This is a genomic window from Tahibacter harae (genome assembly GCF_024437735.1).
Lineage (GTDB): Bacteria > Pseudomonadota > Gammaproteobacteria > Xanthomonadales > Rhodanobacteraceae > Tahibacter > Tahibacter harae.
Window position 1 is genome coordinate 1 of record NZ_JANFQO010000025.1, and the last position, 21,873, is coordinate 21,873.

At 70.1% G+C, this 21,873-nt stretch carries 20 protein-coding genes and 1 tRNA gene; 7 read left to right on the forward strand and 14 right to left on the reverse strand.

The annotated features are described in order from the left end of the window. Nucleotides 1-10 precede the first annotated feature (10 nt). Entirely contained in the window at nt 11-148 is a 138-nt protein-coding gene (locus tag NM961_RS20465; RefSeq protein ID WP_255916366.1) for an integrase core domain-containing protein, read from the forward strand. A gap of 609 nt (nt 149-757) precedes the next feature. Here NM961_RS20465 and NM961_RS20470 read toward each other — a convergent pair. The 3 genes from NM961_RS20470 to metX form a co-directional block, all read right to left on the reverse strand. Continuing rightward, nucleotides 758-842, reverse strand: a tRNA-Leu gene (locus NM961_RS20470). A gap of 247 nt (nt 843-1,089) precedes the next feature. After that, on the reverse strand, nt 1,090-1,671 hold the full coding sequence (locus NM961_RS20475; RefSeq protein WP_255916285.1) for a cysteine dioxygenase family protein: 582 nt from the start codon (nt 1,669-1,671) through the stop codon (nt 1,090-1,092). A 30-nt stretch (nt 1,672-1,701) separates the two neighbouring features. Then, complete coding sequence (metX, locus tag NM961_RS20480) at nt 1,702-2,802, reverse strand: homoserine O-acetyltransferase MetX (RefSeq protein ID WP_255916286.1); 1,101 nt, start codon at nt 2,800-2,802, stop codon at nt 1,702-1,704. 91 nt (nt 2,803-2,893) lie between these two features. Between metX and trmB the strand changes: the two genes are divergently transcribed. The 6 genes from trmB to NM961_RS20510 all read left to right on the forward strand — a co-directional run bounded on the left by trmB (nt 2,894) and on the right by NM961_RS20510 (nt 10,371). After that, nucleotides 2,894-3,577 (forward strand): tRNA (guanine(46)-N(7))-methyltransferase TrmB, encoded by a 684-nt coding sequence (gene trmB, locus NM961_RS20485; protein WP_255916287.1) that lies wholly within the window; start codon nt 2,894-2,896, stop codon nt 3,575-3,577. Nucleotides 3,578-3,748: 171 nt separating this feature from the next. Beyond that, nucleotides 3,749-4,669, forward strand: a complete 921-nt coding sequence (locus NM961_RS20490; RefSeq protein WP_255916288.1) for a DUF6689 family protein — start codon at nt 3,749-3,751, stop codon at nt 4,667-4,669. Nucleotides 4,670-4,682: 13 nt separating this feature from the next. Next, entirely contained in the window at nt 4,683-5,573 is an 891-nt protein-coding gene (locus tag NM961_RS20495) for a GAF domain-containing protein (RefSeq protein WP_255916289.1), read from the forward strand. Nucleotides 5,574-5,622: 49 nt separating this feature from the next. After that, nucleotides 5,623-8,976 (forward strand): serine/threonine-protein kinase, encoded by a 3,354-nt coding sequence (locus NM961_RS20500; protein WP_255916290.1) that lies wholly within the window; start codon nt 5,623-5,625, stop codon nt 8,974-8,976. After that, nucleotides 8,960-9,733: a sensor histidine kinase gene (locus NM961_RS20505; protein WP_255916291.1), complete on the forward strand. Its 774-nt coding sequence runs from the start codon at nt 8,960-8,962 to the stop codon at nt 9,731-9,733. Before NM961_RS20500 ends, NM961_RS20505 begins: the two co-directional genes overlap by 17 nt. Beyond that, the gene (locus tag NM961_RS20510) at nt 9,730-10,371 is read left to right on the forward strand and encodes a response regulator (protein ID WP_255916292.1); all 642 of its coding nucleotides are present in this window, start codon (nt 9,730-9,732) and stop codon (nt 10,369-10,371) included. Before NM961_RS20505 ends, NM961_RS20510 begins: the two co-directional genes overlap by 4 nt. A gap of 628 nt (nt 10,372-10,999) precedes the next feature. Here NM961_RS20510 and ccmI read toward each other — a convergent pair. The 11 genes from ccmI to NM961_RS20565 form a co-directional block, all read right to left on the reverse strand. Continuing rightward, nucleotides 11,000-12,301 carry a c-type cytochrome biogenesis protein CcmI gene (gene ccmI / locus NM961_RS20515; RefSeq protein WP_255916293.1) on the reverse strand — a complete coding sequence of 434 codons (1,302 nt, stop codon included), beginning with the start codon at nt 12,299-12,301 and terminating at the stop codon, nt 11,000-11,002. Continuing rightward, the gene (locus NM961_RS20520) at nt 12,298-12,747 is read right to left on the reverse strand and encodes a cytochrome c-type biogenesis protein (RefSeq protein WP_255916294.1); all 450 of its coding nucleotides are present in this window, start codon (nt 12,745-12,747) and stop codon (nt 12,298-12,300) included. Before NM961_RS20520 ends, ccmI begins: the two co-directional genes overlap by 4 nt. Next, nucleotides 12,744-13,298 carry a DsbE family thiol:disulfide interchange protein gene (locus tag NM961_RS20525; RefSeq protein WP_255916295.1) on the reverse strand — a complete coding sequence of 185 codons (555 nt, stop codon included), beginning with the start codon at nt 13,296-13,298 and terminating at the stop codon, nt 12,744-12,746. Before NM961_RS20525 ends, NM961_RS20520 begins: the two co-directional genes overlap by 4 nt. Next, a complete protein-coding gene (locus NM961_RS20530) occupies nt 13,298-15,298 on the reverse strand; it encodes a heme lyase CcmF/NrfE family subunit (RefSeq protein ID WP_255916296.1) in 2,001 nt (666 codons plus the stop codon). Before NM961_RS20530 ends, NM961_RS20525 begins: the two co-directional genes overlap by 1 nt. A 77-nt stretch (nt 15,299-15,375) precedes the next feature. Further along, nucleotides 15,376-15,849, reverse strand: a complete 474-nt coding sequence (gene ccmE, locus NM961_RS20535; RefSeq protein ID WP_255916297.1) for a cytochrome c maturation protein CcmE — start codon at nt 15,847-15,849, stop codon at nt 15,376-15,378. Continuing rightward, nucleotides 15,846-16,022, reverse strand: a complete 177-nt coding sequence (gene ccmD / locus NM961_RS20540; RefSeq protein ID WP_255916298.1) for a heme exporter protein CcmD — start codon at nt 16,020-16,022, stop codon at nt 15,846-15,848. The genes ccmE and ccmD overlap by 4 nt, the downstream gene beginning before the upstream one ends. Then, nucleotides 16,019-16,777 carry a heme ABC transporter permease CcmC gene (gene ccmC / locus NM961_RS20545; RefSeq protein ID WP_255916299.1) on the reverse strand — a complete coding sequence of 253 codons (759 nt, stop codon included), beginning with the start codon at nt 16,775-16,777 and terminating at the stop codon, nt 16,019-16,021. Before ccmC ends, ccmD begins: the two co-directional genes overlap by 4 nt. Before the next feature lie 46 nt (nt 16,778-16,823). Then, nucleotides 16,824-17,507 carry a heme exporter protein CcmB gene (ccmB, locus tag NM961_RS20550; protein ID WP_255916300.1) on the reverse strand — a complete coding sequence of 228 codons (684 nt, stop codon included), beginning with the start codon at nt 17,505-17,507 and terminating at the stop codon, nt 16,824-16,826. Beyond that, the gene (gene ccmA, locus NM961_RS20555; protein ID WP_255916301.1) at nt 17,504-18,163 is read right to left on the reverse strand and encodes a cytochrome c biogenesis heme-transporting ATPase CcmA; all 660 of its coding nucleotides are present in this window, start codon (nt 18,161-18,163) and stop codon (nt 17,504-17,506) included. Before ccmA ends, ccmB begins: the two co-directional genes overlap by 4 nt. 78 nt (nt 18,164-18,241) lie before the next feature. Next, nucleotides 18,242-21,148, reverse strand: coding sequence for a serine/threonine-protein kinase (locus tag NM961_RS20560; RefSeq protein WP_255916302.1), 2,907 nt, complete (start codon nt 21,146-21,148; stop codon nt 18,242-18,244). After that, complete coding sequence (locus tag NM961_RS20565) at nt 21,145-21,711, reverse strand: ECF-type sigma factor (protein ID WP_255916303.1); 567 nt, start codon at nt 21,709-21,711, stop codon at nt 21,145-21,147. Before NM961_RS20565 ends, NM961_RS20560 begins: the two co-directional genes overlap by 4 nt. Nucleotides 21,712-21,873 lie beyond the last annotated feature (162 nt).

A 21,873-nucleotide genomic window follows, 5' to 3' on the forward strand; every position in this document is an offset into this window, starting at 1 on the left:
GGAGCAATGCATCCACCGCCACCGCTTCGAAAGCCAGCAGCACGCCAGCCGCGTGATCAGCGATTGGATCCAGTTCTATAACACCCGGCGACCGCATCAGGCGCTGGGCATGAAGACACCCGCTGAGGCGTATCGATTAGCGGCGTGACCTGTGCAGAAACCGCTGGGTCATTACAGTTCGCGCATGCGCCGATTCCCCCGAGCAAGGTACGTCCCGACTGCTTCGTCTTGTCGAGGATCGAGCCGACGGCTCAGATAGTGCTTTGTACGTCTGGATGCGGGTGCCCTCGCCAGGCCAAATCTAGTGCTGCCCATCAACGGCGACTTGGCGTACTGATCGTTTATGACGATACCGAGGCGGCTTGGAACCTTTACAACTTCAACAAGACACTGACTCCTGGCACGCCGGGTGTGCCTACAGAGGGTCAGAATGGTAGAGGGCGACGGCTTGCCTATGTGTCATTTTCCCGAGCCCTTGAAGATTTGCGCGTCCTTTTCTTTACGGCTAGCCCCGACGCGGCCCGACAGGAGCTTATCGATAGGAAACTGGTTACGCCTGATCAAATTGAAGTGGTTGGCGCTGCGTAGCTTGCTAGGCCAACTCTCACCTGGCAAGCGCGCGTTTGGGTTATAGGTCTTGGCGCGTGGTACCTCTGGGCGAGATGGCGAGAAAGTGGCGGGGCGCTGGCAGGCCCAAGAAAGGGCAACTATCGACCACAAAAAAGCCACCCCCTTGCAGGGATGGCTTTCTGAGAGATGGTGCCCGAGGTCGGACTCGAACCGACAAGCCTTGCGGCGGTGGATTTTGAGTCCACTGCGTCTACCAATTCCACCACTCGGGCGTGTTGCGTGCCGGTCGCTACAGCTGCTACGGCAAACCTGAACAGTCCTGGCTAACTGTTCGCGAGGCCTGGGATTTCTTCCGGAACACCAGTGCTCGACGCTAAGCCGGCAAGGCTACTGGTGCGGCCTTGGGCCTGTCAAGAATACGTCTGCGGCCGCTGCCGTCGTACGCGACGGCATGGCTACGGCGGTACGGACGATACGGCGGGAATCGCGCGCGGCGGCCCAGCCGCCGGCGCGGGCGCTTCAGTGCGTCTGATCCAGCGACAACTGCCGCTGGTCGCGCTGATACCAGCTGTCCTGCAGCGGGCGGAACACGCTGCAGCTGGTCATGGGGCCACGGTAGATGTGCAGCGAGACAGCGACGTCGTTGTCGCTGGGGTTCATGATGGTGTGGTACTCGTGCGGCGGGATCAGGCTGCCGGCCGAGCCGGCACCGGCGATCATGGTGCCGCGGGACTCGAAGCGGAAGCGTTCCTCGTCCTGCTGCGCGGTGAGTTCGTACGGGGTGATTTCCAGCAGGCCGTGCCAGACGCCCTCGACGCACCACATGCCGGCGTGATCGTGGATGGGCGTGCCCTGGCCGGGGCCCCAGGTCATGGCGATGACCGTATAGCCGTGATCCTCGCTGCGGTACAGCTCGCGCCGGGCGTAGTGGTCGCCCACGGGTTCGAATACGCAGTCGGGCAGCTTCACTTCCGGATCGCGGATCAGGCGGCAGAGGGTGTGGCGCAGCTGGTCGGTGATCTCGGTGGGGCAGTCGCGGCAGATCGCCTGGTCCAGCGCGGCGACCAGGCGCTCGGCGCCGGGGAATTGCAGGGTGAGCATGGCGGGGTCCGGTTCGGGTGCCGGGCGATTTTACAGCCGCGCCAGGAAGTGTGCGATGGCGGCACCGAAGCGCGGGATGTCGACCAGGAAGGCGTCATGGCCCTGCGGGCTGTCCAGCGCGACGAACTCGACCTGGGCGCCGCCGCCGCGCAGGCCGTCGGCGATTTCCTGCTGCTGGCTCAGCGGGAACAGGATGTCGGTCTCCACGCCGATGACCAGGGCCTGTTCCAGCGCCGTGCGGGCGAGCGCGGCGGCCACGCCGCCCTGGCCGTATTCGCCCACGTCGAACCAGTCGCTGGCGCGCGACAGGTACAGATAGCTGTTCGGATCGAAATTGCGCACGAAGCGGCGCGCATGGCCGGCGAGGTAGGACTCGACCTGGAATTCGGCGCCGAAGGGGTCTTCCTCGCGCTGGTCGGAATCCAGCCGTATGCGCGCGAAGCGGCCCACCCATTCCATGGCCGAGCGGTAGGTGATCACGCCGAGCTTGCGCGCGATGGACATGCCGGCCTCGGGATAGCTTTCATCGGAATAGCGGCCATTGTTCCATTGTGGATCCAGGCGTATGGCCTCGCGCTGCAGCGAGCGGATCGCGATGGCGAACGGCTGCGCCTGGGGCGCGGTGGAGATGCTGATATGCGCGCGCACGCTGCCCGGATGCTGGGCCAGATAGGCCAGCGCGGTCATGCCGCCCATGGAATTGCCCAGCAGGCAGGCCAGGCGTTCTATGCCCAGGCCGTCGATCAGGGCCTTGGCCGCGTTGGCGGCGTCTTCCAGGGTCAGGTCGGGGAAATCCAGGCGGTACGGTTCGCCGCTGGCCGGGTTGGTCGAAGCTGCGCCGGTGGAGCCCTTGCAGCTGCCCAGGGTGTTGACGCAGATGACGTACCAGCGATTGGTGTCGATGTACTTGCCCGGGCCGAGCATGTCTTCCCACCAGCCCGGGCTGGGATCCTCCGCGTTCGACGCGGCGTGCGCGCTGGGCGAGAGGCCGGTGAAGATCAGCAGTGCATTGTCGCGGGCGGGGCTGAGTTCGCCCCAGGTTTCGTAGGCGAGGCTGGCCTGCTCCAGCGCGCCGCCGCGCTTCATGGCGAACGGCGAAGGCAATGCGAAATAACGGCGGGCATCGCCCATGGTGCGGTCATCCTGCGGCTGCGCGGAGGCGCGAATGTAAACTCATGCCCTGGTCAATCCAAGGCTTGGCATACGCCGCCTGCGCATATCCATGTACGCCAATTCCCGTCCCGTCAGCAGCGCCCAGCCCGGGCCGCATCCGCGTCTGGCGGAAATGGTGCAGCGTCACCTGCGCCATCCGTACCGCCGGCCGGTGAGCACGGATGCGCAGGCGCGTTTCGACCAGCTGGCGCAGCAGCTGCGCGGCGATCCGCGCCCGCTGGTGCTGGACGCCGGCTGCGGCACCGGTGCCAGCAGCCTGATCCTGGCGCGGCGGCATGCGCAGGCGCTGGTGGTGGGCGTGGACAAGTCCGCCGCGCGCCTGGCCACGGGGCAGCGCCTGCTGGCCCGCGCCGGCGCACCGCAGAACGTATGCCTGCTGCGCCTGGACCTAGTGGACTTCTGGTTGCTCGCCGCGCGCGCCGGCTGGTGTTTCCAGCACCAGTACCTGCTCTATCCCAATCCCTGGCCCAAACCGGAGCACGTGCAGCGGCGCTGGGCCGCCCATCCGGTGCTGCCGGCGCTGCTGGCCTGCGGCGGCGCACTGGAACTGCGCAGCAACTGGGAGATCTACGCGCGCGAATGGGGCGAAGCGCTGCAACTGGCCGGGCGCCGCTGGCATATCGATTGCTTCGACGAAACGGCCGACGCCGCGGCCCTGTCGCCGTTCGAGGCCAAATACCGCGATTCGGGTCACCGGCTGTGGCGGGTCCGGGCAGAGGCTGCCGCGCGGTAGCTTTTTTCACCGGCCACCGGGAAAACCCCCAAACCGCCTCAGAAATTGCGCCCAAGTGCCTGTACCGCAAACATTCCTCACAGCATTACGCTGTTCATTGTTGTCTAGGCCGGCTAGATTGCCAGCCAGACCGCAGCGCCTGCGCGCGGCTGCGTGGCAGGGGAAGTGACGATGAACGCGACGTGGCGTGGACACTCAGGGTTCGGGCTGGCCGGGCTGCTGCTGGTCCTGGCCTTGCTCTGCGGGACGGCGCAGGCCCAGGTCACAGTCACTGTGAACGGCAACGTGGCCCACGCGGATATTTCCCTGGTCAGCGGGCTGAACACCTACGAAGGCGAAGTCACCATCGAGTTCGACTCGCCGGCCAACCTCACCGTGCCCAACCTGAATTTCCAGGCCCAGCTGGTCAATTCTTCCGACCCGGCCCTGGCCGCGCGCCTGCCGCTGGGCGTGGCGGTGGATCCGGCCTTTCCGGTGCTGATCACGATTGAGCCCATCACGGTGGAGCGCATCTTCGCCTCGGGCATGCAGCTGCACGAGACGCCCGACGGCAATCTGCGCTTCCTCAACGCCTACCACATGGAAATCCATACCCACGAGCTGGTGTACACGCCCGGTACGCCGTACCGCGTGTTCAAGGCGCCGGTGGGCGGGGCGTTCTACGACATCACCGCCGATGTGAACAATGGCAGCGTGCGCGGGCGCGGGCGCAGCGGCGGTTTCTCCCAGTTCCTGCTGGTGAAGGACACCCGGCCCGAGCTGGTCGGCCTGCCCGGCCTGGGCGTGCCGGTGATCGCGCTGCTCAAGGTGACCGAGCTGGAGCTGCGCATCGTCGCCGCGCTGCTGGACAACGTGTTGCGGCTGGAACTGGGCGCGCTGCTGACCAATGTGCAGCTGGCCCTGATCGTGCTGGACTACGGCACCGCCATCGCCCAGCTGGATCAGATGATCCTGCGCATAGAACAGGAGGCCGGCACCGGCATTCCCAACGTCTGGCGCGCGCAGCGCGATCTGGTCAACGATGCCGGCGACCTGGACGGCCTGGCGCGCTCGCTGCGCTACAGCATCCAGCGCCTCAACGGCGGCCCCTGAGGCTGCCGGATCCATGCCGGCACGCTTCAGCGCCTATCCGCCCGACCGCGCCGCCGTCGTCCGTGTGCTGGCCGAGGGCGAGCGCTACTGCGTAGGCCGCGCGCCGGCCTGCGAGCTGCAGCTGGATCATGCCTCGGTCTCGCGCATGCACGCGGAGATCGCCCACGACGGCGAGGGCTGGCGCCTGCTCGACCTGGGCAGCAAGAACGGCCTGCGCGTGGACGGCCGCCTGGTATCCGAGGCCAGCCTCAGCTCGCCGACCTGGTTCGCCATCGGCGATGTGTATTGCTGGCTGGAGCCGCTGAGCGCGCAGACGGCGCGCGATGCGGCCGCCTTCGCCGAAGTGCGGCGTTCGACCTCGCGCGCGCTGTCGCAGCAATTGCAGTACCTGCCGGGCGTGGAACCGTTGCTGCAGCAGACGTTGAGTGCGGTTCTGGAAATGTCCCAATTGGAGCGCGGATTCGTGCTCTACGGCCAGGCCGGCGACCTGCGCGTGCGCGCGGTGCAGGGCCTGCGCCACGAGGAACTGGGCCGGCGCGGCTTCGCCGGCAGCGCCGGTTCGGTCGAGCGCTGCCTGTCCGGGCGGCGCAGCGTGATCTGCTGCGACACCTCCGATTCGCCCTGGCTGGGCGCGCGGCCCAGCGTGGTGCTGGGCGGCATCCGTTCGCTGGTCTGCGTGCCGCTGCTGCTGGGCGGGGAACTGCTGGGCGCGATCTACGCCGACAGCCGCAGCGCCGGCCCGCTGCTGACCGAATTCGACCTGGAACTGATCGAAGGCCTGGCGCAGCAGGCCGCGGCCGCACTGGCGGCGGCGCGCCTGCGCGGCGCGGTGGACGATCTGCTGGAAGCGGCGCGCGATGCCGGCGTGGCCGCGCCGCGCTGGAAGGATCTGCGCCCGCTCTGATGCGGTCCGGCTCTGCTGCGGCGGCGGAGTTCTGCGCTATCGTGCGCGCATGAGCGATACCCCTGCGGCATTGCCCGGCATCGATGCCCAGGCCACGGTCACTGGCCTGATCGTTGCGCATGAACTGAAACTGGGCGAGATCGTCGCCGGACGTTTCCGTATCGAAGACCTGCTCGGCCTGGGCGGCATGGGCGTGGTCTACCGTGCGCGCGACCTGTCGCTGGACATTGACGTCGCGATCAAGCTGCTGCGCCCGGAGCTGGCGCGCCGGCCCGAGGCCTTCGAGCGCTTCCGCAACGAACTGCTGCTGGCGCGCCAGGTGTCCAGCCCGCACGTGGTGCGCATCCACGACATCGCCCAGCACGGCGAGCGCTGGCTCATCAGCATGGACTACATCGCCGGCGATTCGCTGGAGCGCCGCCTGGAGCGCGACGGCCCGCTGGCGCCGGATGAGGCCGTTGCGCTGGTGCGCGGCCTGCTTGCCGGTCTCTCGGCGGCGCATCTGCGCGGCGTGATCCACCGCGATCTCAAGCCGGCCAATATCCTGTTCGACCGCGACGGCCGCGCCTGCATCACCGATTTCGGCGTCGCCCGCAGCCTGGGCGCGACCGGCCTGACCCAGACCGGCCTGATCATAGGCACGCCCGAATACCTCTCGCCCGAACAGGCCCGCGGCGAGACGCTGGACGGGCGCAGCGACCTGTATACCGTCGGCCTGATCCTGTACGAGGCGCTGAGCGGCGCGCTGCCGTTCGCCGGCGGCACGCCGGCGGAGACCGTGATGCGCCGCCTGGTGCGGCCGCCGCCGTCGCTGGCGCGTCTGCGGCCGGATCTGCCGCCCTGGCTGCATGCCTTCTGCGAGCGCCTGCTCAAGCTCAATCCGGCGCAGCGCTTCGCCAGCGCCGATGAAGCGCTGCGCGCGCTGGAGCAGCAGCGCGTGCCGCGTGCGCCGCTGAACCGCCGTGCGCTGCTGGCCGGCGGGCTGGCCCTGGCCGCGGTGCTGGGGCTGTTCGAGCTGGGCCGGCGCCATCTGCCCGATCTGCTGGCGCCGCCGGCCGCGGTCGCCGCCGCCGTGCCGCGGCTGGCCGTGCTGCCGCTGGCCGCGGCGGCCGAGGACGCGGAGCTGGCCGACCTGGCCCGCGCCATCGAGGAACATGCGCGCTACTGGCTGCGTGCCGAGCCGGGCCAGGCCGTTGCGACGCGGGCACGCACGCTCGCGGCGCTGGCGCGCACCGCGCCCGACCTGGACCAGGACGCGCTGCAGCGGCGCCTGCCCGAGGTCGCGCGTGCCGCCGGTGCCGAACGCCTGCTGCGCGGCGGCCTGCGGCGCGACAACGGCCAGCTCGTGCTGGCGCTGGAGCTGGACCAGCCCGGCGGCCCGCCGCGCAGCCTGCGTGCCGCGGGCGCGGACGCTGCGGCACTGTTTGCCGACTACCGGCGCCAGTTCGCCGCGTTCGCGCCGGCCGCGGCGCCACAGCTGCCCGATGCCGCGGCCGTGGCCTACGGCGGCGCGCTGCGCCAGCTCGATGCGCAGCAGCCGGCCGCGGCGGCGCAGGCGCTGGAAGCCTTGCCGGCGGCGCAGCGGGACGCGAGCGCACTGCTGCAGCTGGATCTGCTGCGCGCCCAGGCCGCGGCGCGGCAGGAAGTCTCGGCCGAGGCCACGCGCGAGCGCATCCGCCGCGCCCAGGCAAACCCGGCCGAACTTGCCGCGCAGACCGCGCTGGCCCTGGCCCTGGACGGCGACGGCAAGGCCCGCCTGCAACAGCTGGAACGCGCTGTGGCCGCACATCCGCACGATCCGGAGCTGATCCAGCTGCAGGCCCAGGCCCGCGCCGATGACGGCCAGGGCGAAGCCGCCTTGGGCCAGCTCGAAGCCCTGGCTGCCGAGGACAGCCAGGACCAGCGCGTCTGGCTGATGCTGGGCCGCATCGCGATCCAGCAGGGCCAGGCCCACCGCGCCGTGGACGACTATCTGCTGCGCGCCCTGGTGCTGAGCACGCGCGCGGCCGATGCCCGCGCCGAGGCGGAGACGCGCAACGCCCTGGGCGTGGGCTACGAACGCCTGGGCCAGCTCGATGCGGCGGCGGAGCAGTACACCCGCGCCGGCGCCATGCGCGAACGTCTGCACGATGTCCAGGGCCAGGCCACCAGCCTGCGCAACCTCGCCATAGTCCAGGCCATACGCGGCCAGCGCGACCAGGCCGAGGCCAGCCTGGAACAGGCCCGCGGCCTGCTCGAATCGCTGGGCGACCGCGCCAGCATCGCCGACCTGCACAACGACCGCGGCGTGGTGGCCGAGGAGCGCGGCGATTTCCGCGCCGCGCTGGCCGCCTACCGCGAGGCGCTGGCGCTGCGCCAGCAGTTGAAGACGCCGACCCTGTTGGCGCAAAGTCTCAACAATGTCGCTTTTTGCTATTTCCAGCTCGGCGAGACCGACAATGCCGCGGTCTACTGGCAGCAGGCGCTGGCCTCCTACCAGCAGATCGACGACCGCGAAGGAGCCTTGCACGTGATCCAGAGCATGGGCCTGCTCGAACTCAGCCGCGGCCATTACGCCGAAGCCGGCCAGCGCCTCGATGCCTCGCTGCAGCAGGCACAGGACCTGCAGCTGCCGGAAGAGATCGACGTGGCCCAGGTCTATCGCGGCGAGCTGGCCCTGGCCGAAGGCCGCAGCGCCGATGCGCTCGGTGCGGCGTCGGCGGCGGCGGCCGGCTTCGAGCGCCGCGCCGACCAGCGCGGCTTGAACGAGGCGCGCCTGCTGCTGGCGCGCGGCCATGTCTTCCTCGGCGATGCCGCCGGCACCGAAGCGGCGTTGCAGAGCATCGATCCGGACCAGCTCAGTCCCGAGCAGCAGGCCGGCCTGCAACTGGCGCGCGCGCGCCTGGCCGGTCTCAAGGGCGATGCCGCCGGCGCGACCGCCGCGCTGGCTGAAGCCGAGCGCATCGCCGGCGCCGCGCACAACACCGCCCTGGTGCTGGAGGCGCGCGTGGACAAGCTGCGCCGGGCGCTGGAATCCGGCCAGGGCGCGGCGGTGGATGCCCAGCTCGCCGGGCTGGTGCAGGAAGCCGAGCGGCGCGGCCAGGCGCCGCTGCGGCTCAGCGTGATCGAACTGGAACTGCTGCGCGGCGTCAGCGCCGGCAAGCCGCCGCTGACGCGCTACCGCGAGGCGCAGAACCTGCTGCGCCAGCTCGGCCGCTGGAGCGGCGAGGCCCGCCTGCACGCGCTGGGCGCGCGCGTGCTGGCCAGGGCGGGCGAACGCGCCGAAGCCGCCGATGCGGCCAATGCCGCGGCGCGGGCGCGCGAGCAGCTGCTTGCCGCCGCGCCGGAGCCGCTGCGCGGCCAGTTCAGGCAGGTGCTGGCGCAGCGCGGCCTGGAGAGCGGACTGCATGACGACGGCTCCTGATGCGGACAGCATCCACGTGCTGAACCAGCGCATCGACGAACTCATGCGCCAGCACGCCGGCCTGCTCAGCCGCCTGCAGCAGGACCAGCGCCGCAGCCGTCATCTGGGGCGTTCGGTCTGGCGCATCGAGGAGGAAGCGCGCCGCCGCATCGCGCGCGAGCTGCACGACGGCGTCGGCCAGAATCTGGTCGCGCTGATGCGCCAGGTCGACACCATTGCCGCGGCCCTGCCGGACAGCGCCGCCGAAGGCCGTGCCGGCCTGCAGCGCCTGCGCGAGCTGGCCCAGCTCACCCTGGACGACACGCGCTCGCTCTCGCGCCTGCTGCGGCCGCAGATCCTCGACGACCTGGGCCTGGAGCCGGCCCTGCGCTGGCTCGCCCGCAGCGTCGAGGGGCTGGCGGTGGAGCTGGCGCTGGACACCCTGCCGGCGCTGGACGAGGAAGTTTCCACATTGCTGTTCCGCGTGGTGCAGGAAGCGCTGTCCAACGCCGCGCGGCATTCCCAGGCGCGCCGCGTGCGCGTGGCCCTGGGGCTGCAGACGCCGCATTGGCTACGTCTGGAAATCTGCGACGACGGCCGCGGCTGCGATCTGGCGCGGGCACTGGCGCGCGGCAGCGATGGTCAAAGCAGCGGTTTGGGCAGTATGCGCGACAGAGTCGACTTGTTCGAAGGCAAGTTAGATTTACAATCGAGCCCGGGTAAGGGTTTCAACATCTGCATCGAGCTGCCGCTGCGCGGCGTCGCAAGGGGCGAATGATGATCCGCGTGCTGGTTGCCGATGACCATACGATAGTGCGGGAAACCCTGGTCGCCGCGCTGGACGCCAGCGGCGAATGTCTGGTGGTGGGGCAGGCCGCCGACGGCATAGACGCCGTGGAACAGTGCCTGCGCCTGCATCCCGATATTGCAATAGTCGACATTTCGATGCCGCGCCTGAACGGCATCGAGGTCGTGCGCCGCCTGCGCGCGGAACTGCCGCAGATGCGCATTCTGGTGCTGACCATGCATCAGGAAGAGGAATACGTGCTGCACATGCTGCGCGCCGGCGCCGCGGGCTACCTGCGCAAGGACGCCGCCATGGCCGAGCTGATCGAGGCGGTGCGCAGCCTGGGCAGCGGCGGCCTGCATTTCGGCGCCCACGCGACCCGCGCCATGGCCCTGCAGGTACAGCAGGCGCGGCCGATTCCCACCGATCCCTACCGCGACCTCAGCCCGCGCGAGCGCGAGGTGTTCCACCTTATCGTCGACGGCCTGACCACCAAGGAAATCGCCCTGCGCCTGGACATAGGCATCAAGACCGCGGAGAACCACCGCCAGCGCGTGTTCGCCAAGCTCGACGTGCGCAATGCCGCGGAACTGGTGCGCTATGCGGCGCGGCATCATCTGATCGATTGATGGCGTTGCCGTTCGGGGCGGCTCCGCTGTTGCGGAGGGGCGTCGAGTCCGGTGGTTTTGCGTTGCGGCGATGATGGGGCTGCCATCGATGGCGGTTCCGCGTGGCGTGAAGAACCGGCGCTCGGTTCGATGGGGGAAAAGTCGCCGTAGGGCTCCCTGGCTCCCGTGAGGGAAGAGGGCGTCGCGGATGTTCACAATGGCGATAGTGCAGGAATTCCGCGGTGTGGATCGTTTGCGGGCTGCCGCGAAAACCAGGGCTGGTCGGTGGGCTGGAGCGTTGCTCCCTCCCGACCCCCAGCGGAGCTTGGGGAAGAGGGCTCAAAGCCTTTGGTTGCCTCTGACTGACTCTGTCCCGGAAGAGACTCGAAGCCTTTGGCTCCCTCTCCCCCGACTCCGTCGGGGGAGAGGGTTGGGGTGAGGGGGAAGCGCCAAAAACCGCGGCAGCGCCTGGATTTCCGCCGTCAAGGAACCGCCGCCCGCAGCCTTGCAGCCAGTCCTGCCGACAATCAGGATCGCTTCGCCCGCTGCTGTATCGCTCTTGCTCCTGCCGGACCACTCTTGCTTCTGTTGCAAAAATGATCCTGTTGTCAACACGAAAACAATCCGGCGCGCCGCAGCGACTCCGCAATCAGGGCACGACCTGATCTATCACCAGCCGCACCGGTGCGCGCGTCTTGACGTCGACCGGCGCCGACAGCGTCTGCAGGTCGCCGCTCTGCGCCCGGGGATTGCCGCTGGCGGAAATGCGCGCGCCGACCACGACCTGGGGAAACTGCGAGAGCTTCATGTTGGGCAGCATGCCCATTTCCTCGGTCAGCACGACCTTGGCCGGCAGATCGGACACACTCAGGCGCTGCACCGCCAGCGGCATGGGCGGGCCGCTGGCGGCGCGGGCGAACACGAACAGGCTGGCGCCGGCCGGTGCCTGCTCGCGCAGTTTGGGATCCAGCGAGACTTCCACGGCGATGCGGATAGCGTCCGCGGCTTCGCTGCCGGCCGGCGCACTTGCGTCCTGGCTCGCAGGCTTTTCCTTGGCGGCGGGCGCTGCGCCGGCGGCTGCAGTTTCTGCACCGGTTTGGGCCGCGCCGGTCGCCGGCGTCGTGCCGGCGCCGGCAACCAGCCCGCCGCGCTGGCGCGCATCGGCGATCTGATTCTCCAGCGAGGCGCGCGCCTCGGCCTGGGGCGGCAGCAGCGTGCGCAGGCGTTCCCAGAAATCCACCGCGGCGGCGTAGTTCTGCTGCTGGTATTCGGCGATGCCGAGCAGCCACAGCGCGCGCTGGTGATCGGGCGTGCTCTTGAGCGCGCGCTCCAGCAGTTCGCGTGCCTGGCCCTGGATGCGGCGGTTCTCGCCGGCCAGGGCCAGTGCTTCGGCGTAGTCGACCTGCACGTCGGCATTGTCCGGCGCGCGGTCGTAGGCGTTCTTCAGCGCATCGCGCGCATCGGCGAAGCGTTCCATGGCCTTGTAGCTGCGGCCCAGCAGCATCCAGCCCTCGACGTCGTCCGGGCTGGCCTTGAGCTTGGTGAGCAGGCCCTCGACCGCGGCCTGCATGTCCGGGCCGGCCTGGCCTTCCGCCGCCGCGGCGGCGGCCATGCGCACCGGATCCATGGCGTGCACATTGCCCAGCGACAGGTACAGCGCGATCGCCCCGGCCGGCAGCAGCAACAGGGTGAGCAGCGCGCTGACGAAGGCGCCGCGGGTGCGCGGCGGCGCGGCGTCGGCGGACGTGGTTTCGGCGTCGAGGGCGGCGCGCTTGGCGGCATGTTCCTCGGCGTTAATGACGCCGGCGGCCAGGGCCTCGTCCAGCGCGCGGCGGCGCTGCAGCTGGCGCGCCTGTGCGCCGCCGCGGTCATGCCGCAGCAGCGGCAGCAGCACGCAGGCCAGGGCGGCCAGCAGCATCAGGCCGGCCAGCAGTACGAATGCGGTGTTCACCAGTCTTCCTCCTCGCGCGCGGCGGTGGGGCTTGCGGCCTGGGCCGCGGCCGCGCGGGCACGCCGCCGCACCAGCGCGAACACCACGCCGGCGCCGGCGCCCAGCAGCAGCAGCGGGCCGAACCAGAGCAGCCAGGTAGAGCCGCTCAGCGGCGGGTCGTACAGCACGTAGCGCGAATAGCGTTCGACCAGGTAATCCTTGATCTGCGCATCGGTCTTGCCGGCGCGCAGTTGCTCAAACACCTCGCGGCGCAGGTCGCCGGCCAGGCCGGCATCGGAATCGGCCAGGTTCTGGTTCTGGCAGACCAGGCAGCGCAGCTGGCGGGTCAGGTGCTGGAAGCGTTTTTCCTCGGCCGCATCCTTGAATTCCAGCGGCTGCACGGCGTGGGCGGCCAGCGGCAGCAACAGGCAGAACAGCAAGGCCCGCAGCAGGAAGCGGCGACTCATGGCGCGGCCCCCGGCTTGCCGCCGCGCAATTGCGCAATCGCCGGCTTCAGCGTCTTTTCCACATAGTCCGGCGTCAGCGCGCCGATGCGTTTGAGCCGGATCACGCCGGCGGCGTCGACCAGGAAGGTCTCCGGCGCGCCGTACACGCCGAAGTCGATCGCGGTGCGGCCCTGGGCGTCGGCCACGATCACATCGTAGGGATTGCCGAAGCGGGCCAGCCAGGCGTTGGCGTCGGCGGGATCGTCCTTCCAGTTGTAGCCGACCAGGGGCAGGTCCAGCTCCTTGGCGTAGCGGACCAGCACCGGATGCTCGTCCACGCAGCTGGGACACCAGCTGCCGAATACGTTGAGCAGGTAGGGCTTGCCCTTGAGATCGGCGCTGCCGAAGTTGCGCGCGGGATCGTTCAGCAGCGGCAGGCTGAAAGCGGGGGCCGGCTTGTCGATCAGCGGCGAGGGCACTTCGCGCTGGTCGTGGTACATGTTCCAGGTCAGGCCGAAGCCGAGCAGGCCGGCCAGCAGCAGGAAGGCGATCAGCGGGATCAGCCGGGCCATCAGACGGGCTCCTGCGCGGTTGCGGCGGCGGCCAGCGGCGCAGGCTGCGCCGCCGCGGGCGCAGCCGGCTGGGCGTCGCGCGCCAGGGCCAGGCTGCGGAAGCGGCGGTCGCCGGCGGCGATGAATCCGCCCAGCATCATCAGCAGCGCCCCCAGCCAGATCCAGCGCACGAAGGGTTTGACATAGACGCGGACGGACCAGGCACCGTCATTGCCCACCGGCTCGCCCAGGGCGACGTAGATGTCGCGGCTGAAGCCCGGGTCGATGGCCGATTCGGTCTGCACCTGGCCGCGCAGGTAGCGGCGCTTCTGCGGATGCAGGGTGGCGACGGTCGTGCCGTCCTTGCTCACCACGACGGTGCCGGCGTCGGCCTCGTAATTCGGGCCCTGGGCGTGCCGGGCGCCTTCAAAGCGGAAATCCAGCGTGCCTATGCGCACGCTTTCGCCGGGGGCGAAGCGCAGGTCGCGCTCGATGCCGGTGGACTCGGTCACCAGCACGCCGGCGACGAACACGGCCACGCCGAAATGCGCGCAGATCATGCCCAGCATTTCCGGCGTATAGCGCCGTCCCGGCGGCGCATGGCGCCAGCGCGACAGGGCATACAGCGCGATGCCGATGCCGACCCACAGCGCCAGCGCCACACCGATCACCGCCTTGAACGGCAGCTCGCCGGCCAGCAGCAGCGCCGCAACCGCGGCGACCACAGCCAGGCCCAGCGCCGGCCGCAGCGAACGCAGTGCCGCGCCCAGGTTGCCCTGGCGCCATTTCAGGAACGGTCCGAACGGCAGCAGCACCACCACCGGCGCCATCAGCAGGGTGAACATGAAGCCGAAGTAGGGCGGCCCCACCGAGATGCGGCCGGCGTCCAGCGCCTCGCCCAGCAGCGGATACAAGGTGCCCAGCAGCACCATCATCGCGGCGATGGAAAACAGCAGGTTATTGATCAGCAGCAAAGTGTCGCGGCTGACTCCGGCGAAGGGCTCGCCGCCGGCGACCTTGGGCGCGCGCACGGCGTAGATCGCCAGCGAGCCGCCGACCACCACTACCAGGAAGATCAGCACGAACAGACCGCGCTGCGGATCGCTGGCGAAGGCATGCACCGAGGTCAGCACGCCTGAGCGCACCAGGAAAGTGCCCAGCAGCGACAGCGAGAACGCGGCGATGGCCAGCAGCAGGGTCCAGGCACGGAAGGAGCCGCGTTTCTCGGTCACTGCCTGGGAGTGGATCAGCGCGGTGCCGACCAGCCAGGGCATGAAGGAGGCGTTCTCCACCGGATCCCAGAACCACCAGCCGCCCCAGCCCAGTTCGTAGTACGCCCACCAGGAACCCAGGGCTATGCCCAGGGTGAGGAAGGCCCAGGCGATATTGGTCCACGGCCGCGCCCAGCGCACCCAGGCCACATCCAGCGCACCGCCCAGCAGCGCGGCGATGGCGAAGGCGAAGGCGACGGAGAAGCCCACGTAGCCCATGTACAGCATGGGCGGATGCACGATCAGGCCGAAGTCCTGCAGCAGCGGATTGAGGTCGTTGCCCTCGGCCAGCGCCGGCACATGGCGCAGGAAGGGATTGGAGGTGAGCAGGGTGAACAGCAGGAAGCCCACGCTGACGAAACCCAGCACGCCGATCACGCGCGCCATGAACACCTCGGGCAGGCGCCGGCTGAATGCGGCGACGGCAACGGTCCAGAAATTGAGTATCAGTATCCACAGCAGCAGCGAGCCCTCGTGCGCGCCCCAGACTGCGGAGAAGCGGTAATACCAGGGCAGGGCCGAATTGGAATTCTGCGCCACGTAGGCGACCGAGAAGTCCTGTTCCAGGAACGCCACCGTCAGCAGCGCAAACGCGATGGCGACGAACACCGCCTGGCCCGCCGCCGCCGGCCGCGCCGTCGCCAGCAGGGCCGCATTGCCGCGCCAGGCGCCGAGCAGCGGCAGCACGGTCTGAGCGATGGCCAGCAGCAGGGCCAGGATCAGGGCGAATTGGCCGAGTTCAGGCAGCATGGTTTGCGTTTGCCTCTGTCAGCACCGCCGATGCGGCGCGGGTTGGGTAGCGTGCCGCCCGCGCGGGCGGCCGTGGATCATTTCGCCTCGGACTTGGCCTTGCCCGCCGCTTCCGGCACCGAATGTTTCTCGTGCGCCTTGGCCATCGCCTCCTTCACATCCCGCGGCACGTAGTTCTCGTCGTGCTTGGCCAGTACTTCGGTCGCGACGAAATGCTTGCCCTGCAGGGTGCCGGTGGCGATCACCGACTGCTTCTCGCGGAACAGGTCGGGCAGGATGCCGTTGTATTCCACCGGCAGTTCGGCGTCGCCGTCGGTGACGGTGAAGCTGACCTTTAGCGAATCGCTGGAGCGCTGGATGGAGCCGCCCTTGACCATGCCGCCGAGGCGGAAGCGCGCCTCCGCCGGCACCTTGCCGCCGAGCACTTCGACCGGCGTGTAGAGATAGGTCATGTTCTGCTGCAGCGCGAGCACGGTCAGCGCCGCGGCGATGCCGACCGCGCCCAGGATCAGCGAAATCACGATCAGGCGGCGTTTGCGCGTGGGGTTCATGCGGATTCCTCGTTGCGTTTCTGCGCCCGCTTCAGGCGGCCGCGCAGTTCGCGCAGCACACGGCGGCGCTTGACCAGCGGGGCAGCCGCGTCGATGCCCAGCACGACGAAGAACACGGCCAGGGAGCCCCACACGTAGGCGCCGTAGCCGCCCATGGCGAAGAACTCGCTCATGCGGAGGTCTCCTCGGCCAGGGCGATCTGGCGCGCCCAGTCCTTGCCCGATTCCAGCTCCAGCAGATCGACGCGGGCGCGCGACAGCAGGCTGGCGGCGAACGCGAACTTGGTCGCCACCGCCATGATCAGCAGCGGCCAGAGCATGCGGCTGTCGATCAGCGAAGGACCGAACAGTTTCACCGTCGAGCCCTGGTGCAGGGTGTTCCACCACTTCACCGAGAAATGCACGATGGGCAGGTTGACGATGCCGATGAGGGCGAGGAAGGCGGCGGCGCGCGCGGCCTGGCGGCGGTCCTCGATGGCGTGGTACAGGCCGATCACGCCCAGGTACAGGAACAGCAGTACCAGTTCGGAGGTCAGGCGCGCGTCCCAGGTCCACCAGGTGCCCCACATGGGCTTGCCCCAGAGCGAGCCGGTGGCCAGGCAGATGAAGGTGAAGGCGGCGCCGACCGGCGCGGCGGCCATGGCCAGTATTTCCGACAGCTTGATGCGCCAGACCAGGGCGATGAAGCCGTTCACCGCCATGAAGAAATAGATGAAGAGGCTCATCCAGGCGCTGGGCACGTGGATGTAGATGATGCGGAAGGCGTCGCTCTGCTGGTAATCCGGCGGCGCCAGCACCAGGCCGCCGTACAGTCCCGCCGCGATGCCGATGGCGGCCAGGCCCCACAGCCACGGCAGCAGGCGGCCGGCCAGCCGGTAGAAATACGGCGGCGAGCCGAGCTTGTGGAACCAGAGTACGAGTGGATTCATGGATTCGTGCACATGGAGTTATGCCGTCGCCGCAGCGTCCTCGCCGTCAGCTCAGCGAAATCCGCAGCGCCGCGGCGCAGGCCAGCGGCGCCAGCACCAGCGCCAGCACCAGCGCCGCGCCCAGCCACAGCAGCGGCGCGGCGACCGGCAAACCCTGCTGCGCCGCATCGCAGGCGCCGGCGGCGAAGATCAGCACCGGCACATACAAAGGCAGCACCAGCAGCGCCAGGAGCATACCAGAGCGGCGCATGCCGACCGTGAGGGCGACGCAGACCGCACCGATCAGACTCAGCAGCGGTGTGGACAGGGCCAGCGCCGCCATCAGCGTGCCCAGTACCTGGGGCGGCAGGAACAGCAGCTCGCCCAGCAGCGGCGCGGCCAGCAGCAGCGGCAGGGCCGTGGTCAGCCAGTGCACGGCGATCTTGCAGGCCAGCAGCAGCGGCAGCGGATGCGGCGACAGCACCAGCTGTTCCAGCGAGCCGTCTTCCAGATCGGAGCGGAACAGCGCGTCCAGCGACAGCAGTCCCGCCAGCAGCAGCGCGACCAGTACGGTGCCGGCGGCGATGCGGCCCAGCATCTGCGGTTCCGGCCCCAGCGCGAACGGGAACAGCATGATGACCATGACCGCGAACAGGGCCGGATTCAGCGCATCGCCGCGGCGGCGCCAGAGCAGGGCGAGATCGCGCACGATCAGGGCGCGGCAGGCGCCCAGGGCGGTGCCGTGGCTCATGCGGCCTTCTCCGCCGGCGCATGCAGCTGCAGGCGCCGCGGCGTGCCCGAGGTATAAGCATAGGCACCGTGGGAAGTAATCAGCGCCGCGCCGCCGCGCAGCGCGTGTACTTCGAGCAGCCGATTGACCAGGGCCATGCCTTCGCGGTCGAGATTGGCGTAGGGCTCGTCCAGCAGCCACAGCGCCGCCGGCACCAGCAGCAGGCGGGCCAGCGCGACGCGCTTCTTCTGCCCGGCCGAGAGCTGGCGCAGCGGTACGTCCTCGTAGCCGTCCAGGCCCACGCTCTTGAGCGCGTGGTGCGGCGTGATGCCCGGCCGCAGCCCGCCCAGGCCGATGGCGAAGCGCAGGTTCTGCAAAGGCGACAATTCCGCTTTTATACCGAGCAGATGGCCGAGCAGGGCGACCTGGTGCGACAGCCGCGCCAGGGTCAGCGGCTCGCCGTTGAGCAACACTGAGCCGGCTGAGGGCGCGAGCAGGCCGGACAGCACCTTGAGCAGGGTGGTCTTGCCGCTGCCGTTGTCGCCTTCGATCAGTACCACTTCGCCGGGATACAGCGCGAAGTCCAGCGGCCCGAAGATGGGCTCGTCGTTGCGCAGGTAAGCGAGGCCGCGCGCCTGCAGCAGGGCGGGCGCCTCCAGGGGGGCGGGGGAATTCATGCGGGCGCAATCCTACCTGCGCGGGGCGGCGCTTGCCATGCACCGTGGCATTGCGCCGCAGGCGCGGCCGGCCTGCGCTCAGCCCGGCGGCAGCCCCAGGTGGGCGCGGAACTGGCGCAGGTTTTCCGGATCGGGATTGGTCCATAGCGGCAGCAGGCGTTCGGCCTCCTTCTGTGCCGCGGCCGCCTGCGCGGGTTGCCGCTGCCGCCGCGCGGCCTCGGCGCAGATCGCCCAGGCCATGGCCTGGACCGCCGGCGAAGCCAGTGCCGGCGGCGGCGCGGCCGCCGGCAGCAGCTGCCGCGCCAGTTCCTGTGCCGCGCCGGCCTGGCCCAGCGCCAGCTCGGCCCGGGCCAGGCCGAGCAGGGCGCCGGCATAACGCACCTCGTTCTGCGCGCCGAGTTTCTCCAGCAGCGCGCGGCTGGCGGCGAAATTGTCCCGCGCCGCCGCGGCGTGGCCGTTGATCAGCTGGGCCGCGGCCAGGGTCTGGCGCACGGCGGCGTTGTCGCGGCTCTCGGCCAGCAGCTTGTCGGCGATGGCGGCGGCTTCGGCCGCCAGTTGTTCTGCCGCCGCGCCGTTGTTGCGGCGCCGTTCCAGCTGGCTCAGGCCGTTGAGGCTGGCCATCACCAGCGGGTGCACGTCGCCGACCGCCGCGCGGTTGCGCGCCAGCGCCGCGCGCAGCAGCGGCTCGGCCTCGTCCAGGCGTTCCAGCCGGGTCAGGCCTATGCCGAGGTTGCTGTCGATGGTCTGGCCCTGGGGCGAATCGGCGAGGTTGCTCTCGCGGTAGATCGCCTTGGCCTCCAGCAGCAGCTTTACCATGCCCTCGAAATCCTGCCGGCCCATGGCCAGGGTGGCCAGGGAGTTCAGCGTGGAGCCCACATCCGGATGACGCGGCCCCAGCGCGGCACGCTGTATCGCCAGCGCCTCATCCAGTACGGCGGCGCACTCCTCCAGCTTGCCCTGCTGGCGCAGCGCGATGCCGAGGATCTTGAGGCTTTCGCCGACCGCGGCATGCTGCGGCCCCAGCCGCTTGCGCCGCATGTCCACGGCGATGCGGGCCTCGCGTTCGCCCTCGGCGCTGGCCTGGCGGTCGAGCAGGGCGATGGCGTAGTCGTTGTGCACGACGGCCAGTTCCGAGTGTTCCCGGCCGTAGGCCGCCTCGGCGCGCGCGACGGCGTCGCGGAAGGCGGCCGCAGCCTCGTCGTAGCGGGCCAGCCGGGTCAGCATCAGTGCTTCCAGATGGCGGTCGCGGGCCTGTTCGACCAGGCCGTCCGCACCGAGCTGCTGGCTCAGCGCCGCGGCGGCGCGGATCGCCGTCAGCCCTTCGGCGAAACGGCCCTGACGGTCCAGCACCTGGGTGCGCTCGGCCAGCAGCGCGCTGCGCTGGCGCGGATCGGCGGTCTGCGTCTCGGCCTCGGCCAGCAGCGCCAGGGCCGGATCGTACTGCGCCTGCTCGCGCTGCACTTCCGCCAGCTGCAGTGCGTTTTCCACAAGTAGATTCCTGTCGCCGGCGGCGAGGAAGGCGCTGCGCGCCTGCTGGAGCAGGGCCGCGGCCTGGTCGAACTGGCCGAGCTGGCGGTACAGCCGGCCCAGGGTCTGGCGCATCTCGGCCTGCAGCGCCGGTTGGCCGGCCAGCTCCTGGCCGATGCGGGCGGCGCCCTGGTCCAGCAGCTCGCGCGCGGTGACGCGGGCGCCGGCGGCGGCGTCGGGCGCGGAAGCGTCGAACACGCCGGTGAGGAAACGCTGGGCCGCGCGGGCGAGTTCGGCCTCGCGTTCGGCCCGGCGCGCCTGCCACAGGGCCAGGGCGCTGCCGGCGACGATGGCGGCCAGGCCGAACAGCAGCGCGGCCGAGGCCAGCTTGTGGCGCGCGACGAAGCGGCGCAGGCGGTACCAGCCCGAGTCGCGCCGGGCCAGGATGGGCGCGCCGCGCAGGAAGCGGCGCACGTCGTCGGCCAGGGCCTGGGCGGTGTTGTAGCGCCGCGCCGGATCGGTGTCGGTAGCGCGCGCGACGATGATGCCCAGGTCGCCGCGCAGCTGGCGCGGTGCGAGGCCGCCGGGCGTGGCCGCAGCGGCCTTTTCCAGGCGCTCGCTGGGCGCGCCGGTCTGCGCCGCGGGGTTGTCGTGGAAGCGCGCCTGGGTCAGGAGTTCAAACAGCAGCACGCCCAGCGCGTAGACATCCACCGCCGTGCCCACGTGTTCGCCGCGCACCTGTTCCGGCGCGGCGTAGGCGCGGCTGAGGAAGCGCGCGCCGGTGACGGTGTGCTGCTCGCCGCTGTCTTCCTCCAGCACCTTGGCCACGCCGAAATCCAGCAGGTGCGGCTTGCCGGCCGCATCGACCAGCACGTTGCCGGGCTTCAGGTCGCGGTGCACGACCAACTGGCCGTGGGCGTAGGCCACCGCCTCGGCCAGCTGTACGAACAGGTCCAGGCGCTGCGCCAGGCTGGCGCGCGTGCCTGCCGCCCATTCGTTCAGCGGCAGGCCGGCGACGTATTCCATGACGAACCAGGGCTGGCCGGATTCGCTCACGCCGCCGTCGAGCAGGCGCGCAATCTGCGCATGCTGCAACTGGGCCAGGATGCGCCGCTCGCGCCGGAAGCGCTGCAGGATCTCGCCCGAATCCATGCCGCGCTTGATCCATTTCAGCGCGCCCTGCTGCACGAAGCCGTCGCCGTCGCGCACGGCCAGGAACACCGTGCCCATGCCGCCGCGGCCGAGGCGGCGCTGTATGGCCCAGGCGCCGATGCGCGTGCCGGGTGCGAGTTCGTCGTCGCTGTCGCCGGCGAGGCGGCCGGCCAGCGCCGTGGCGCCGTCGTCGAGCAGGTGCGGTGCGCTTTCGGCGGCGAGCAGCTGCCGCAGCAGGGCGTGCAGCGCCGCATCGCCGGCGCAGCGGGTATCCACGAAGGCGGCGCGCTGCTCCGGCGCCAGTTCCAGCGCCTCGCGCAGCAGGGCGTAGGCGCGGCGCTTGCGCGCGAGGTCGTCCGTACTCATGCGGCCGGCGGCGGCGTGGCCATTTCCGCCGCAAGCAAGGCCCGCGCCGCCTGCCAGTCGCGCATCACGGTGCGTACGGTGAGGCCTTCGAGTTCGGCCACTTCGGGAAAGGCCAGGCCGCCGAAGAAATGCAGCTGCACCACGCGCGCGGCGCGTTCGTCGATCTGTTCCAGCGTGAGCAGGGCCTGGTCCAGCGCGAGCACGTCGACGGCGTCGTCGGGCTGGTCGGGCAGGCGTTCGTCCAGCGTCACCATGATCGCGCCGCCGCCGCGCTTGTCCGCCTGCAGGCGGCGTGCGTGATCGACCATGACCTGGCGCATGGCGCGCGCGGCCAGGGCCATGAAGTGCTGGCGCGTGGTCGGATTGAGCTGGCTGGCCGCGGCCAGCTTGACGTAGGTCTCGTTGACCAGGGCGGTGGTGGACAGGGTCAGCACCGCGTTGCCGCGCAGCTGGCGCCGCGCGCACTGGCGCAGTTCCTCGTACAGCAGCGCGAACAGCTTGTCCCGCGCCGCGCCCTCGCCCTGGCTGGAAGCGGCGAGCAGGGCGGTTACGTCATCGTGCATGGAAGGCCGCCGGGGAATGACGGCTGCACTTTCAGCGAAGGCGCCCGGCGCGTCAATGCACGGTTCGCGGGATTGTGAGCCGCTTGCAGCGCGGACTGTGATTTGGAGCCGGGATTGGGATTCGCGGTGCGAAGCGGGCGCTGTTGTCCAATCTCCCGTCCC

Bases quoted from the DNA above. Each gene is read 5' to 3' on its own strand.
- NM961_RS20525 (WP_255916295.1), bottom strand. From the start codon at position 13,298: ATGGCCCGGCTGATCCCGCTGATCGCCTTCCTGCTGCTGGCCGGCCTG.
- trmB (WP_255916287.1), top strand. From the start codon at position 2,894: ATGTACGCCAATTCCCGTCCCGTCAGCAGCGCCCAGCCCGGGCCGCAT.
- NM961_RS20490 (WP_255916288.1), top strand. From the start codon at position 3,749: ATGAACGCGACGTGGCGTGGACACTCAGGGTTCGGGCTGGCCGGGCTG.
- NM961_RS20565 (WP_255916303.1), bottom strand. From the start codon at position 21,711: ATGCACGATGACGTAACCGCCCTGCTCGCCGCTTCCAGCCAGGGCGAG.
- ccmA (WP_255916301.1), bottom strand. From the start codon at position 18,163: ATGAATTCCCCCGCCCCCCTGGAGGCGCCCGCCCTGCTGCAGGCGCGC.
- NM961_RS20510 (WP_255916292.1), top strand. From the start codon at position 9,730: ATGATGATCCGCGTGCTGGTTGCCGATGACCATACGATAGTGCGGGAA.
- NM961_RS20520 (WP_255916294.1), bottom strand. From the start codon at position 12,747: ATGAGTCGCCGCTTCCTGCTGCGGGCCTTGCTGTTCTGCCTGTTGCTG.
- NM961_RS20500 (WP_255916290.1), top strand. From the start codon at position 5,623: ATGAGCGATACCCCTGCGGCATTGCCCGGCATCGATGCCCAGGCCACG.
- NM961_RS20560 (WP_255916302.1), bottom strand. From the start codon at position 21,148: ATGAGTACGGACGACCTCGCGCGCAAGCGCCGCGCCTACGCCCTGCTG.
- NM961_RS20495 (WP_255916289.1), top strand. From the start codon at position 4,683: ATGCCGGCACGCTTCAGCGCCTATCCGCCCGACCGCGCCGCCGTCGTC.
- NM961_RS20475 (WP_255916285.1), bottom strand. From the start codon at position 1,671: ATGCTCACCCTGCAATTCCCCGGCGCCGAGCGCCTGGTCGCCGCGCTG.
- NM961_RS20505 (WP_255916291.1), top strand. From the start codon at position 8,960: ATGACGACGGCTCCTGATGCGGACAGCATCCACGTGCTGAACCAGCGC.
- ccmC (WP_255916299.1), bottom strand. From the start codon at position 16,777: ATGAATCCACTCGTACTCTGGTTCCACAAGCTCGGCTCGCCGCCGTAT.
- NM961_RS20530 (WP_255916296.1), bottom strand. From the start codon at position 15,298: ATGCTGCCTGAACTCGGCCAATTCGCCCTGATCCTGGCCCTGCTGCTG.
- ccmD (WP_255916298.1), bottom strand. From the start codon at position 16,022: ATGAGCGAGTTCTTCGCCATGGGCGGCTACGGCGCCTACGTGTGGGGC.
- ccmE (WP_255916297.1), bottom strand. From the start codon at position 15,849: ATGAACCCCACGCGCAAACGCCGCCTGATCGTGATTTCGCTGATCCTG.
- ccmB (WP_255916300.1), bottom strand. From the start codon at position 17,507: ATGAGCCACGGCACCGCCCTGGGCGCCTGCCGCGCCCTGATCGTGCGC.
- metX (WP_255916286.1), bottom strand. From the start codon at position 2,802: ATGGGCGATGCCCGCCGTTATTTCGCATTGCCTTCGCCGTTCGCCATG.